Origin of the sequence: Reichenbachiella versicolor, from assembly GCF_003171675.1 — a bacterium.
In the GTDB taxonomy this organism is placed as follows: domain Bacteria; phylum Bacteroidota; class Bacteroidia; order Cytophagales; family Cyclobacteriaceae; genus Reichenbachiella; species Reichenbachiella versicolor.
Genome location: NZ_QFZQ01000002.1, coordinates 863,187 through 878,298, shown reverse-complemented (window position 1 = coordinate 878,298; position 15,112 = coordinate 863,187). Strand labels below are relative to the sequence as shown.

At 38.4% G+C, this 15,112-nt stretch carries 12 protein-coding genes; 8 read left to right on the top strand and 4 right to left on the bottom strand.

Going from position 1 to position 15,112, the window contains the following annotated elements; all coding sequences use genetic code 11:
- The 6 genes from DKG80_RS08245 to DKG80_RS08220 all read left to right on the top strand — a co-directional run.
- Positions 1-1,994, top strand: a 1,994-nt coding sequence (locus tag DKG80_RS08245; RefSeq protein WP_221409074.1) for a phage tail protein, incomplete at its 5' end; no start/stop codon positions are given.
- 24 nt (positions 1,995-2,018) lie between these two features.
- Positions 2,019-3,068, top strand: coding sequence for a leucine-rich repeat domain-containing protein (locus DKG80_RS08240; protein ID WP_109830834.1), 1,050 nt, complete (start codon positions 2,019-2,021; stop codon positions 3,066-3,068).
- 398 nt (positions 3,069-3,466) lie between these two features.
- Complete coding sequence (locus tag DKG80_RS08235) at positions 3,467-4,474, top strand: T9SS type A sorting domain-containing protein (protein ID WP_109830833.1); 1,008 nt, start codon at positions 3,467-3,469, stop codon at positions 4,472-4,474.
- Between the two features lie 349 nt (positions 4,475-4,823).
- Positions 4,824-5,054, top strand: coding sequence for a hypothetical protein (locus DKG80_RS08230; RefSeq protein ID WP_109830832.1), 231 nt, complete (start codon positions 4,824-4,826; stop codon positions 5,052-5,054).
- A 14-nt stretch (positions 5,055-5,068) separates the two neighbouring features.
- The gene (locus DKG80_RS08225; RefSeq protein WP_109830831.1) at positions 5,069-6,853 is read left to right on the top strand and encodes a sulfatase-like hydrolase/transferase; all 1,785 of its coding nucleotides are present in this window, start codon (positions 5,069-5,071) and stop codon (positions 6,851-6,853) included.
- Positions 6,854-7,132: 279 nt separating this feature from the next.
- Positions 7,133-10,504 carry a putative Ig domain-containing protein gene (locus DKG80_RS08220; RefSeq protein ID WP_109830830.1) on the top strand — a complete coding sequence of 1,124 codons (3,372 nt, stop codon included), beginning with the start codon at positions 7,133-7,135 and terminating at the stop codon, positions 10,502-10,504.
- 313 nt (positions 10,505-10,817) lie between these two features.
- Here the strand turns inward: DKG80_RS08220 and DKG80_RS08215 are convergent, their stop codons facing one another.
- The 4 genes from DKG80_RS08215 to DKG80_RS08200 all read right to left on the bottom strand — a co-directional run bounded on the left by DKG80_RS08215 (position 10,818) and on the right by DKG80_RS08200 (position 13,568).
- Positions 10,818-11,471: a hypothetical protein gene (locus DKG80_RS08215; RefSeq protein ID WP_109830829.1), complete on the bottom strand. Its 654-nt coding sequence runs from the start codon at positions 11,469-11,471 to the stop codon at positions 10,818-10,820.
- Positions 11,468-12,241: an LVIVD repeat-containing protein gene (locus DKG80_RS08210; protein ID WP_162555762.1), complete on the bottom strand. Its 774-nt coding sequence runs from the start codon at positions 12,239-12,241 to the stop codon at positions 11,468-11,470. Before DKG80_RS08210 ends, DKG80_RS08215 begins: the two co-directional genes overlap by 4 nt.
- Positions 12,219-12,746, bottom strand: coding sequence for a hypothetical protein (locus DKG80_RS21120; RefSeq protein WP_162555761.1), 528 nt, complete (start codon positions 12,744-12,746; stop codon positions 12,219-12,221). Before DKG80_RS21120 ends, DKG80_RS08210 begins: the two co-directional genes overlap by 23 nt.
- Positions 12,747-12,917: 171 nt before the next feature.
- A complete protein-coding gene (locus DKG80_RS08200) occupies positions 12,918-13,568 on the bottom strand; it encodes a hypothetical protein (RefSeq protein ID WP_109830826.1) in 651 nt (216 codons plus the stop codon).
- Positions 13,569-14,233: 665 nt separating this feature from the next.
- Between DKG80_RS08200 and DKG80_RS08195 the strand changes: the two genes are divergently transcribed.
- Positions 14,234-14,545, top strand: a complete 312-nt coding sequence (locus DKG80_RS08195; protein WP_109830825.1) for an antibiotic biosynthesis monooxygenase family protein — start codon at positions 14,234-14,236, stop codon at positions 14,543-14,545.
- A gap of 103 nt (positions 14,546-14,648) precedes the next feature.
- Positions 14,649-15,095 (top strand): GNAT family N-acetyltransferase, encoded by a 447-nt coding sequence (locus DKG80_RS08190; RefSeq protein ID WP_109830824.1) that lies wholly within the window; start codon positions 14,649-14,651, stop codon positions 15,093-15,095.
- The last annotated feature ends 17 nt before the right edge of the window (positions 15,096-15,112 follow it).

The following is a 15,112-nucleotide window of genomic DNA, read 5'->3' as shown; positions in this document are numbered from 1 at the left end:
CGGATATCAATGAAAAACTCGACAAACTACAGCAGCAGACCGTAGCCAAAGAAAAAGCCCTCAAAGAGAAGATGGCCAAGCTCCGAGCACAAGCCATCGCAGCTGTAGACAAAAAGATCGAAGAGCGCAAAGCCAAGATGAAAGGCGCCATGAGCAAGTTTGGTGGTCTAGTGCTTGATCTAGCCATGAAGTTCTTCACCTTCACCCTTACAGCGGCAGGTATGGACCCTGCCCCAGTCATAGCGATGATCAACAAAGGAGTAGCAACACTCACAGAGGTCATCACCAAACCGATGCGCTTCTTTACGAATCTAGGTTCAGCGGTCAACAATGGAATCACAGGCTTCCAGACGAACTTCAAGAAGCACATCATGGGTGGTATGGTACAATGGCTTACCGGAGCCGTAGGAGGTATCATAGAAATCCCCCAGACCTTTGATCTCAAAGGCATCATGAAGATGGGCTTCTCCGCACTAGGACTCACATGGATGAACCTAAGGCAGCGAATAGTCAAACATGTAGGAGAACCAGTGATGGGAGCCGCAGAGAAAGGCTTCGAAGTAGTCACCATGATCAAGAAAGATGGAGTATCAGGTCTATGGGAGCATCTACAGGCAGAAGCCGAGTCGGTCAAACAAATGGCTATCGATAGCATCAAGAACTGGGCTCTGATGACTATTGTAAAAGAAGCAGTGATCAAAATCGCACTGATGCTCAATCCAGCAGGAGCCATCGTAGAAGCCATCAAGTCGATCTACAAGCTGGTGATGTGGATCGTAGACAACACACAGCGAATCATTACCTTCATCACCTCAGTGGTCAACTCTGTCAGTTCGATAGCAGCAGGAAAGATCAGTGCAGCAGCAGGGTTCATCGAAAACGCCATGGCTACAACGATACCGATGATCCTAAGTGGCTTAGCCAGTTTCCTAGGACTAGGAGGAATAGCCAAGAAAATCAAAGAGATCATCAGCAAGGTCAGTGCCCCGATCAACAAAGCCATCGACCGTGGAGTAGGTTTTGTAGCTAAGAAGGCGAAGGCTTGGTTTGGGAAATCGCGTGGCGGAAAGAAAAAAGTCTCTAAAAAACAAGTTGATAAACAGGCGAAGAAGGAGGAGAAGAGTTCTAAAGCTTTAGAGGAGAAAAAGAAAAAAGTAGATGCTAACAAAATAAAAGAAGAAAATAAAAAATCTGGTAAACCCGATAAAATAACAGCTAAGGATCGAGCAAAGCACAGAAGTATTGTAGCAAAAATTAAGAAAGCTCTAAGTATCCCTTTAAGTAAAGATATCACCACATATGAGGCTTTTCATAAAAAGAAAAAGCAAGAAGCTGAAAAGCTAGAAAACAAGTATCAACCTCAGCTTAAAAAAGGTATTAATTTAGATATCAAGACTTCTGATGTTTCAGCTGGAAAAAAGAATAGTGTTGTAGATTTTGAAATTAAAATTGCTCCTAACACTATAAAAGAGACTCATGAAGTTGATTTTGTATTTGTAGATCTTCCTACACAAGGGACAGTATATTTAGTACAATACACCACACCTTATCATTATAAAGTAATATTATCTACAGGTAGAACAATTGACTTGATAACTAATAATGGGAAAGTAGAAATTAGATTTGAAAAAATCTACGAAAAAGCAAAAATTGAAAAAACAAGATTCCTTTTTCAGGAGCAGTTCAAATTTATTGAGGTGGAAGTAAATGAAACTGCAGTTCGAAATCTTACTGAAACTAAACTGGAAAGAATTGCTGAAGTTTACGCAGAAAAAATATATGATTTAGGTGCAAAAGAAGGAAAAGTTGATTGTTTTTCATTTGCAATGGATTTGTTGAAGGGGAAGTTAAATGCTGTTTTGACCCCTGAAGGAAACGATAATGAAGAGAAGTTCAAAAGTCTACTAAGTGGAGATAAAGTCCCTGGAGAGTATGTTAAAGGGATATATGGGGAAGTTATGGATTATGATAGCATGCCTAAAAATATGTCTTGAAAAATTCATTTATACTATTAAATTATGATAAGCTTTATACGTGAATTAGAAAAGAAGTTTGATTTGAAGCTTGAACAAGCTTCAAGTTTAGAAAGAGTTATAAATGGCTTTAGTATTGATGAAAAAGGGAATGTAAAATCTCTTGCATTAAATGGACTGAATTTAAAAAGTTTAGAGATTTTGTTGCCTATTTCTGAATATCTAAGTGAGCTACTGATAATAGATTGTGATTTAAATAATTTAGATTTTTTAGAATCATTTAGAAATTTAAAGAATCTTGATTTAAGTTTTAATGAACTAAATGAAGGCGATTTCGAGAAAATACCAAGTTTAAAAAAATTAAGTGCATTAAGGTTAAAAAGAACAAATATTAAGGATACTTCAGTATTAGGAACTCTTTATAGTCTCGAAAATTTATTTATAGGTTATAATGATCTATATGAAGTTAAGGGCTTAGAAGGTTTAACAATGCTTAAAGACATTAATCTTAGAAAGACTAAAATTGATCATATTGATAAAATCCACGTGCATAGTGCTATTCATTCTATGAATTTAGAGCATACTCAGATCCAAAAAATAGCTGGGTTAGATCGATTTGTAAATTTATTGAGGCTTAATTTATCTGATAATAAAATATCTAAAATTGAAGGACTGGATCATTTAGAATCACTTAAAGTTCTTTCTCTTTGTGAAAATAATTTTAGTAAAATAGAAGGCTTAGAAGCATTATCTAGCCTAGAAGTTCTTGATTTATTTGGAGACGATTATTACGGAGGGGAAATTGAAAAAATAGAAGGTTTAGATAAACTAGTTAATCTCAAAAAAATAAACCTTAGTCATCATCGAATTAGCAAAGTTGAAAATTTGGATAACTTAACTAAGCTCGATACAATTTGGTTTGATTGTAACAAAATAACAGAGTTTGATACAAGTTTTTTATCTGGTTTAGAATCATCTTGTATTATTGCTTTGGTGGGAAACCCTTTGAGAAAGATAGATGGGGTTATACCTGAACATGTTAAAATTGAATTTGATAATAAAGAATGGGCACCTAGAAAGCTTGGTGGGTTCTAATTGTGTTGAGTCTAAAAAGAACTAGTAAGAATCTACAACTCTATCTCTCGACCGCATATATTTTTCGACTGATATCCATATACAAAGAAGCATCTAGCAATTTCATAGCAACCGAGCGGGAATCACTGCCCACGAAATCAAATGGTTTAATAATAGAGTGAAGGTTCGTTGAATAGATAGATCATATTAAGGTCTTAGTTGTGCGTGAAAAGTAGAAGTTTTGATATCCCTGGGAGTAGAGAGGAGGTAATCATATTCTGCTTATCTCGAGTTATTTGGTTTTGTAGGTTAATGTGTTGTTTTATAAAGTGTTAGTTAACGGTTATTTTACACGATAGATTATTAGAATATTGTAATCTTTATTTAGATTAGTTACTGCAAACCAAACTAACTTAGAAATGAAACCTATAAAAAACTGTTTAGTTTTTACTATCCTATTATTGTCATTTTGTGCCCTTTCTGTTCGAGGGCAGATTAGTTCAACACAAGACGGGCCTTGGATCACGGATAATCGATGGGATTCCGGGATGGCCCCTTCATCCAGTAATTGTGTGACTCCCATTAACATTTTACACACTATCAGGATCGCAGCTGGTACAGACGTGGACTTAACTAGCTGTGGAGTACTTCATATAGTGATTAATGGGGGGGTATTTCAGTTAGGGCATAACTCCACTGAAGGAAGTTTGTTAGAGTTGGCTTCAGGGTCTACTATTCAGATAACCAATGGAGCGATAGTGAGGTATCAAGGTATGCAGGATGGTACACAGGCTATAATAAATATCGGAGGAAATGAGGTATGGAGTGGAGACGATGGAAATATCACTGGGGAGGGTTTTTTGGATGAGAGTTCAGTTAATGGTTCTTTACCTGTAGACCTAATATCGTTCACAGGAGAATCTGATGGAGGAAACTACATCCTGAAATGGTCTACAGCATCTGAAGTAGATAATGAAGGATTTGTAATCGAGTATAGTACAGATAAAGAAGATTTCACAAAGATCGGGTGGGTGGATGGACATGGTACTATTAATACTACTATGAACTATCGATTTAGCTATGAACTGGGGCATGGTCAGTATTACTTCAGATTGAAGCAAGTTGATTTTGATGGTGAATATGAATACAGCCCTACCATATCCGTTAGTTCTGATTGGGATGGGAAAATATATTCGTATCCCAATCCAACTAGTGGAGAAATATATCTCAATGGGCCGGAGGCTCAAGTTTACAAAGTGTCATTTTCTGATATGTCTGGAAATGAAATTATTCCATCAGCTAGCATGAGTATTGAAGAAATTGAAACTAATATCAACTCTGTTATTGATCAACTTCCGTCAGGAGTGTATTTTTTGACATTGATAGATGCTAAGCAGAAAGTAGTAGAAAGAATATTGGTTAATTAAGAAGCCGTTTACAAAAATTAAATAGAACCAATCATATACCCACTATACTAAAAGCCAACTCTTACTAGAACAGAGTTGGCTTTTTTAGTACCTCTCATTTCATAGAATAGTAACAGGATCTATAATTGATTGGTTCTTGTTTCTATAATTAATTAAGTGTCTGTAAATCAGGTTAATTTTTTTTTAATACGTGCGAAGGATAGTGAAAGTCCTCGACATCTTAAGTATATTTATAGAACAGTAGTACGCCAATGAGCTCGGCTTCAGGTCGAGAGGATTAAGACCAATAACGTTTCCTTAGAACTAAAACCTTTTCAACCTAGAACTAGCTAAATACCTAGAACCAACCATGATAAAACCTCCCTTCTTCATTTTGACGATAGTCACTTTGGCATTCTATGTCATACCCTCAACAATCTCTGCCAAGCGCTTTGTCAATAAACAGCAGAAAGGGTTTAGTCCCTCTATACCTGTAAAATTAGACTTTAGAGATAAAGCAGGTAGCATCAAGGTCGGTACAGAACAATTTCTATTTCCACCAATAAAATCAAAAACAGTTAAAACCGATTATAACAATTAAAACCAATTCAAACCATGAAAAAGTTGTTTACAATTCTATTAGTGTTAGCACTTAGCCCAAATCTTCAAGCACAAACTTCCCCAAACTTTATCCTCATATTAGCGGACGATCAAGGGTGGAATGGTACTTCGGTACAAATGGACCCCAGTGATACGGATTCCAAAAGTGATTTCTATGAAACACCGAACTTAGAGCTACTAGCAGCAGCAGGTATGCGTTTTTCTAGAGCGTATGCTCCAGCTCCTAAATGCTCACCTAGTAGGATGAGTATCCAAACAGGACAGACCACAGCACGGACAGGATTCACTGAAACAAGTTCAGCTGTAGCTTCGGGAGAGTTCTTAGATACTCCAGCAAGTATTACATCGATCAGTCAATCCGATACTACATTGGCCGAACATTTGAAGTCTCTTACAGGACTCAACTATACAACAGCTCACTTTGGTAAATGGCACCTCAAATCCGGTGGCCCTGCTAACCACGGATATGATGATAGTGATGGAAATACTAACAATAGTGATGGAAACAGCCCTGGTGCTAATAGTACAGACCCAAAGAAGATTTTTAGTATCACTCAAAGTGGTATTGACTTCATGGATGATGCTATTTCAAATAATGAACCTTTCTTTCTTCAGTTATCACACTATGCTGTGCACACACGCCTTCAATCCACTCAAAGTTCTTACAGCAAGTATAACTCCAAGACTCCTGGAACACGTCACGACAATGCTCGATATGGTGCGATGACAGAAGACTTAGATGAAGCACTTGGTCTTATTATGGATTATGTAGATGACAATAACATAGACAATGATACCTACATTATATACACCTCTGACAATGGAGCTGCTGTGAATCAGTCAAGTAATCAACCATTGAAATTAGGTAAAACGATAATTTTTGAAGGAGGTGTAAGAGTACCATTCGTCATCTCAGGACCTGGGATATCTGCCAATACTCACTCTGATGAACCGATAATAGGATATGACCTTTTTCCTACCATAGTTGATTTGATAGGAGCAAATATGAATGATCTTCCGTCGGTGGTAGATGGAGAAAGTTTCAAAGATATTCTAGACGGGACATCTACTACTCTGACTAGAAATCAAGGATTGATACTTCATTCACCTCACTACTCTAACAATGCTAATAAGGAACCTCGATCAGCCATCATCAAAGGAGATGATAAGCTTATAGTGGAGTATGAAACAGGAAATCGATTCTTGTATGATCTATCAACTGATATTGGTGAGGCTACTAACAACTTCAATGATACAAGTGCACTATCTGCGTCACTCGTTATTGAGCTCAGAGATTATCTGAACTCTGTTAGTGCAGAACTACCAAGCATTAATTCTACTCAGTCTGACTCTGATGGTGATGGTATTCCAGATGATTGGGAGTTTGAAAACCTTCTAGGAGCCTTATATTCGGATACAGATGATACGGATGATGATGGATCTACTACGCTAGATGAATACCAAAACAGTACAGATCCACTGGTAGCACAGGGACAGTCTCAGAGAGCATTACAAGGAGTTACAGAACCTGAGTTGAAAGGCAGTGTACCTGCATTGAAACTATATCCTAACCCTTCAAAAGGATTTATCACAGTACCTAACTCTCAAAGTAAGGTTTTTCAGATTTTGTTGTATTCTCTCGATGGGAGGTTAGTGCTTCAAAAAACTACTACGAGTGAAAGGATTGCAATTCCAGCAACACTTCAAGGGATTTACTACTACGAAATTAAATTTGCGGATAAGTCATATAATAGCAGCGGGAAGCTGTCAGTTTTATAGAGGCTAAGCTACTAAGTAAGAATATAGGGGATTGATTCATTGAATCAATCCCTTTTTCTTTATAGGAATTGCATCGTTGAATTTCACCATAGATTTTACCTGAGTTAGTCAGCCGATCCTCATTGTTAATTCCTGTTTAAATAATATTAAGACTTGGCTAATTATTCATGAACGAGGTTTATCAGAGTGTAAATTCTATCAAAAAATACCAAACTAGGGGACTTGATTTTGAGGAGGGTATCTAGATAGTTTTGAGCGCTAAAAATTAACCCCTTAGGCATGAATAGAAAAATTACTCTTTATTCGAAATATGTAAAGTTCAAAAGTCGTCTAGACAAGGCGATTAAGAATGGATCTTTTTCACAGTACACTTATCGAAAGCGTCAAATGCTGCTGCACCGTCTTGAGCGACTCAAGCGTCAGATCGAGCATGCAGGCTTGGGCTGGAAACTAGCGACAGTTAGTGCTATGTCAGTGGCTACGATGATGGCCTCATCATTAGAAGCAGATGCGCAGAAGATTGAACCTGCAGGTACGGAAGTGCAGGTCAATACCCATGTTACAGGTATACAAAGTAAAGCAGCCATCGCTTCAGATGCAGATGGTGACTATGTGATAGCTTGGCAGAGTTATCAAGATGGAGATGGGTATGGTATTTATGCTCAGCGTTACAATGCATCAGGTGAGAAGCAAGGAGTAGAATTTAAGGTCAATCAATACACGACAGGCTTTCAAATTAATCCTTCGGCAGCTATGGATAGTGATGGCGATTTTGTCATTGTTTGGGAGAGTTCTAGTCAGGATGGTAGTTCTTTTGGTGTTTATGCACAGTCTTTCGATGCAAATGGCGTAGCTCAAAAGAGTGATGATATCTTGGTGAATACCGAGACTAGTAGTAATCAAAGACATCCATCAGTGGGTATGGATTCAGATGGTGATTTTGTAGTGACTTGGCAAAGTTATTTACAAGACGGTTCTGACTATGGTGTCTACGCGCAGCGCTTTCAGCTGTCAGGAGATAAGGTAGGCGGAGAGCTATCAGTCAATACCGATACGGATGGTACACAAAGAAACCCATCAATAGCTGTAGATTCTGATGGTGATTTTGTGATAGCATGGGAAGGCAAGGACTCAGGTGGACTAGGTGTATTTGCTCAGAGGTTTAGTGCTGATGGTTCAAAACAAGGAGACATTAATAAACAAGAAATAAGCACTGGAGACGATGACTATACAAATCCTAGTGTAGCGATGGATAGTAGTGGAGATTATATCATTGCTTGGAATGGTGATTACTACTACAGCTATGATGATGGTATGGGTAGTGTTTCAATTGTTTCAAATAATAGAGTCCAATTAAGAAGATATAATGCTAATGGATTACCTAAGGCAGGTAGAGGAACCACAATAGTTCAAGATATAAAGAGTGATATAGAACTTGGAGCTCCTTCTGCTGCCATCACTGATACCGATAAATTTGTTATCACTTGGGAACAGGAAAATTCTGCCTCTGTTAAGGATGATGATATATATGCTGCGATAGTGGAGTCTGACGGGACAAATGGAAGACCATTTGTAGTGAATACTCATACCACAGGATTTCAAGAACTACCAGTAGTAGCTTCAGATGCTTCGGGAGGATTTATCATCGCATGGCAAGACGGTAGTGCTAAGGATGGTTCAGGCAATGGTGTTTTTGCTCAACGCTATGAAACAGTCAAACCTACTCTATCAGCGATCGAGGATAAGAAAGTAGATGTAGATTTTACGTTAGCGTTTTCAGTTCGACATGATAACTTGACTGACAAAACTCCTTCTTTTAATTATGATCTAGATGCAGTATCTAAGGGACTAGGAATGTCGATTGATCCAGTGTCGGGGGCATTTAAATGGACACCTACAGAGTCACAGATAGGTAAACATCCAGTGACGATCTCTATGACAGGCGATTCTGAAAGTAGTGTTACATTCAATATCGAAGCTGTGGCACAGTCACTGCCTCGTATAAAACCATCAGCAGACGAATTTTTAGTCAATACTAAAGCTGAGGAAAGCCAAGTCAATCATGATTTGTCAATGGATGCGGATGGTGACTATGTGGTAGTATGGGAGAGTTACTCAGTTGGATCAGCGAATGATATCTATGCTCAACGATTTGGCAAAGACGGGGCTCGTGTAGGAACTGAATTCATTGTCAATAAAGAAACCTCAGGGTATCAACAAGAACCTGCTGTGGCGATGGATGCGGATGGCGACTTTGCTGTCGTATGGAAACAAACCTCTAATATACTTCACCTTCAGCAATTCGACGCTTCAGGTAAAAAACAAGGAGAAGAAATAGTCGTGTCCAATGAGGGATTGGCTTCTTCGGAACTTCCATCTATAGCGAAGGATGCAGACGGAGACTTAGTAGTGGTATGGGTGTCGAGTGGCAAAGAAGATTTGTCGGACATCCATGCACAGCGGTATAATTCTTCTGGAGAAAAGCAAGGTGGAGAGTTTTTGGTCAATACATGGACTACAAAGGCTCAGTCAAGAGCTTCAGTAAGTATGGACGCAGACGGTGATTTTGTAATAGCATGGCAAAGTTATGGTCAAGAAGAGGATACTGATATCTACGTCCAACGCTATAATGCTGCTGGAGAAAAGCAAGGAGCAGAGACTCTTGTAAATACAGTGACTACATCTTCACAAGGTGGTCCAAGTGTGTCTATGTATGACGACGGTTCATTTGTTGTTGCTTGGCATAGCACTGGCCAGACTGGGGATCATGATATTTACGTTCAGAGATTTGATCAATCAGGAAACAAGCTAGGAACTGAAACATTAGTCAACTCAGAGACGGCAGATGTTCAAGCCATAGCGGATGTCACCACTGGATCAGAAGGATTTGTAGTGACATGGAGAAGTATTGGTCAAGATGCTGGTTCACTTAATAGAAATACAGGAGTTTTTGCTCAGAGATTTGACTTTGATGGAAACAAAATAGGGAACGAGTTCTTAGTTAATAAGACTACTACAGGCTCTCAACGTGAACCAAAGATCGCTAGTGATAATAGTGGTGATTTTGTAATTGCTTGGGGAGGTAATGGTGATGGAGATAACTTTGGAGTTTTCACTAGGTTCTTTGATAGTCAGTCTTCGCCAGAATTATCTATAGTAGATCAGTCTATCACCGCAGGTTCTGAGTTGACTTTTATAGCAACTGCCTCGGATATAGATGGGGATGCACTGACATATAGTCTAGACGATGCATCTAAGGCACTTGGTATGACTATAGAAGCCTCAACTGGTAAGTTCAGTTGGACACCTTCTTCAAGTCAAGTTGGTGAGTACAATGTGACTGTCACAGTAAGTGATGGAACCTTCGAATCAACTGAGATTTTTAAGGTGAAAGTGTCAGAGTTACTATCAGTAGACACAGATACATATGCTATTAGTCTATTCCCAAATCCAGCTACTTCTACATTGAATATTACGGATGGTATATCAGGAAAAGCTAGTTATGAGATATATGATTTATTAGGCAATTCAGTCTTGTCAGGTAACTTATCTGGGGCAGCTATTTCCATAGTGGATTTACCAACAGGAATCTATGTATTGAAATTATCTGGTGATGATCTGTCAAAGACGGCTAGATTCATCAAGGAGTAGAAATACAGACTCTTTTAGCAAGTGAAATCCTAAAAGGGTACTTAGAGATATTGGTTCAAGAACTACTTGGACTAAACTCGAATAGAAGGCGGAAATTAGATACATGTGTTATGAAAGGCGTCATGTGACAAATTCTAATTCACAATAACAACTATACATTAGATTTGACGCAGGAGTCGAGTTTTATCCTAGATATAGGGGAGGACCGACTCCTTTGCCTTTTATGATAAGTCTAATCTTACAAACTGAGGAAATGCTATAGACTGTGCGATTAACCTATCATACTGGATAGAAGTCTATACATACTCTAGCCTCAGAGCCTAAACAAATAAAGCCCCAGTTTAAGATCAAGAGATATCATTCTCGGAAGCGATTCGAAATCCTCAGCTATTCTAGCGTTAGTCACAGCCACTCCTAGAGATTTATCAGGTTCGGGAGTCATGCGTTTCCATTTGGGACCTATGTTGATACCCGCTTTGAAGTACATTGCGTCTGGTACCATATGAACTAACAGACCAAATTTGAACTGAAGTTGATCTATGACTACTTCATAGTCTTGTTCCACATTTTGATAGTATTTCTCTTCCTCATAGTATCGCTTTAGGATATACTCACTGTAGAAACTGGATTCTGTATGAACGTATCCTACGCCTACATAGAAATAAGTATCCTCATCTAGTCGTAGCCCGTCGTAGGTGATGTCACCTCTGATTTGGTAACCGCCATTTTGATCCAGTTCGGTATCGTTGTGATCACTAAATTCAGAACTAAATATCTTTCCAGCAGTCACACTGAAAGAATAGCCTTTGGGTGTAGTGTAGTCAAGACCCAGCTGAATGGAAGCATAACTTTGCATGATCGAAGCAAAGTTGATCTGTGGGCTAATAATGTGCTTTTTTACACCAGTGTCTTGAGAATAAGCTCCAAGTGCTGACAATACCAATAGAGTAGTGATTATAGACTTCATAGATTAGAAAAAGATAGTTGGCTGATGACATTTATTGAACCTGTGTCGTTCACTGTGAATTGTGTGATTCCGAATTTGCCATGAGCGACCAAAATGTCACCATTTTTGATAAGGTCTTTTGAATTGACGGCAGCGTGCTTTTTTAGAAGTTTAGTTTCCTCCGGATTTGAAATATCGAAAATGCTAAGACCATTATTATTTTGACTAACTAATAACATGTCATCTTGGATAGTCATTCCAAAAGGACTTTCTATATCTATGGATTTGACATGTTGTGGTTCTGCAATATTCGTGATATTGATTATGTCCAATCGATTAACCCCTCTTCTGCATTGAGTTCCAGTACGAAGCGTCACATAGGCATAGTTGCCATGAGTAACTACTGGATCACAAGCTGTGACATGATTGTAAGTAGATAGATAGTTTGGTCGAGAAGGGTCACTAATGTCATAGAACAATGCTCCATTCAAAGTTCCTATCACCAATTGGTCTCCATTGATGAATAAGGTTTCTATGCCATCTGTGATATAGTTATTAGATATAAGTTTTGCACTATCTGATACATCGAACACGTACAGCGTATTATCATCTATGGTGTAGAGGTAGTCATCATTGACAAGGAACTTTGAAGTAGAGCCCGTAATAGTCCGAGAGTCGCTCTCTGGTAGTTGAAAACTATCTTCATCACATGCTATTAGCAAAAAGAGAGTTGTAAATAGGGAAATGATGAAGGAGTAGCGGATAGGTTTAATAATAGCACTGAGGATCATAGATAGTAGTTTTTTGCCAGCCAATAATATCGCCTTTTGATTCGTCGACGCATTCGAAGTAGATGTTGTTTTCAGGAGGAATAGGAGCATGATATACAGGGAATACATCATGGATTATTTCATGAGTCAGATTTAGCTCCTCATCGATCTCGATTGCCAACAGATTCATTCCAGAAGTAGCGTATAGTACGCCATCACGGATATTCATACTCGTAAGCATCGGGACGGGAACAAAAGCTATGTTCTTAGGAGCAGAAGGCTCTGAATTGTCTATGACATGAAAGCCCTCTTCATATTCTTCTATCAGTATCAGATGATTATATACCAGTACGTTATTGGGATCATAGATCGTTCGAGCATTCATGATCTGTAGACTATCAGCTACCGAGCTTTCATATTGAGGGCGGTAGCCTGTGATTTGCTCCTTGTCAAAGGGTGGGATGTCACTGGGACACGCTGTCAGAAGTAGGAGACAGACAGGTAGTGACAAGAATAGGTTCTTCATATTTTCAGGTTAAACTTTTATTTTCAATTTACTTGACACACAAAAGTGAAATAAGGTTCGAAGATAGGAAGAACGATTCTAAAGTAGACAGGAAGGTATGGAGGAAAGGGTGTTTAATGAAAAAGGCCAGCCAAACTGGCTGACCTTTAAATCATAGTAGTAATTTAGGAATTAATTCTTCCTCACCACTCCGAGGATTTCAAGATATTGCTCTTGCTCTTCAAGGGCAATTTTGCTGATTTCTAAAAAGTCACCCATCCACTCTTGCAAGTCGTCGAAAGCTTCGTCTCTTAGCTGCGTAGCAGTTTGAGCTTCACCTTTCTCCTTGAGTTGGGCGTTGTACTTTGATTCCACATCACTGATTTTGTCAAGTCCATCTTGGAGCTTTTCTGCAGTGATAGAAAACCTGCTCATCGCAGGGACTACCTCAGGAATAGCAAGAGCGTTTTTGTAGAAAGCCTTCGCTTCTCTTAGCCATCCAGAAAGACTTTTTTCTCGACGTCCAATCATTTGAAGACTTTCCATCACACCGCGTTGGCCTTTGAGAGCCACGCGAGCTATTTTGAGATGAGTCATATAGAGTTTACCAGCAAGGTCACGAGATTGATTTAGGGCATCCGTAGCTGAGTATTGCTCACCATATTCCTTGATCTGTTTGGTTTGTAGATCTGCTGCCTTCAAATATTTCGCTTGACCCTCTATGAGACGGTCATTGTCATACCCAAATTCAGCTAAAGGTTCAGCTATTCCAGGTGTCTGGATAGCATTGGTGATTGCATTTTGGGCAAATAGCAATTGCCCGTCAATGGTTTGGTTATTCATATGTATAAAATTTAAAAATTACTCTGTTTGAGAGTCTCGTGTGCTGCTAAGTGGCGCAAATTAATGAATAATAACGGTTTTGCAACCTCTGAAAAACAGAGCTTAGTCATTTTTATCTGGTACTGAACGGTTTGTTGCTGGTTCTTAGTGGTTTATAGTTGGTACTTAATCGTTTTTTTATGGTCCTGAGTCATTGAAAGGTGGTTCTCTGTGGTTTTATAGAGGGATATATTGTTTTATGCTGGTACTGAACGGTTTTTTGTTGGTTCTCAATCATTTTTGGGTGGTCCTGAGTCATTTCTGAATGGTTCTGAGTGATTATTTTATGGGATAAGTCATTTTTTATTGGTACTGAACGGTATTTTGTTGGTTCTTAGTGTTTTTTGAGTGGTTATATGTCATTTTTATGTGGTTCTGAGCCATTTTCTAGCGGTTCTTAGTGATTTCTCATTGGTACTCTCAAAGCATCCAGTTCAGGATGATGATTAGCGGCTTTTCTTATTGAGTCTCTGGAATAACTTAACAAAAAGTACTGATTCGATATTTCGATCATAAATAGTAATGGGGGTATAGCTAGAAGTAATTGTTTCAGAAGTGTCACGATAGATTAGAGGCTATTTTTACAACTCTTCATTCAGGGGAGTTAATAAGATTGAAATAAAATTATGCTAGCAGTTATTTACTCATTCAAAGTCAAACAGGATCAAGAACAGGATTTTATAAAGTATTGGAGTAGGTTGACTCAGTTGATTTATGAACAATGTGGAAGTCTTGGATCTAGATTGCACAAAGAGAAAGAGGGGCAGTATATAGCATATGCTCAATGGCCTGACAAGACAACATTTGATAAGGCTGACGAGCTTCTGAATGACGAAGCTAATTCCATACTGAACCGTATGCGGTCAACTCTAGAATCTGTAGAGAAGCTTCATGAGGTGGAAATGATAGCGGATCTGACTAAGACTAAAGGAATCTAAAGGAGTTAGTAGCTTAGCTGTTTCGGTTTATGTCAAATTGCTTGAAGAATACATTGTTTTCAAAGAGGAACATTCTTTTATAAGGTAATTAACTTTCATACCCATGAATCAAGAACTAGTAGAGGATATAGTCAATTTTGACAAAGTACAAATGAATGGTATTCTTGATGACTATGATCCAGATAGACGTAGAAAAGGATTGACTAGAGAAATAAATGAAGGTGCTGAGATAATTACTTGTAGAAATTTAAAAGGAGCTTTGACTGCATACATAGAGTTTCTGCCCAAAGGACAGGAAGTTTTGTATGTTCCTTCTTTACAGGTTTCAACTCCATTTCTTTCTAGAGTTTGGATGACGAAAATCAAAGCTTATTTGGAATCACATCGATATCGAATACTCTCTTCTTCTGTTCATGGGAATAATGACAGATCGATTTCTTTTCATCATAAATTAGGTTTTAAAATAGTAGAATCAGGTAGTAAAATTCTCTTTGAAATTAGAGTTCTTGATTTACTGAATAAGATTGAGATATTAACAAATAAGGTCTGAGGCTCTGTAGGGAGGTA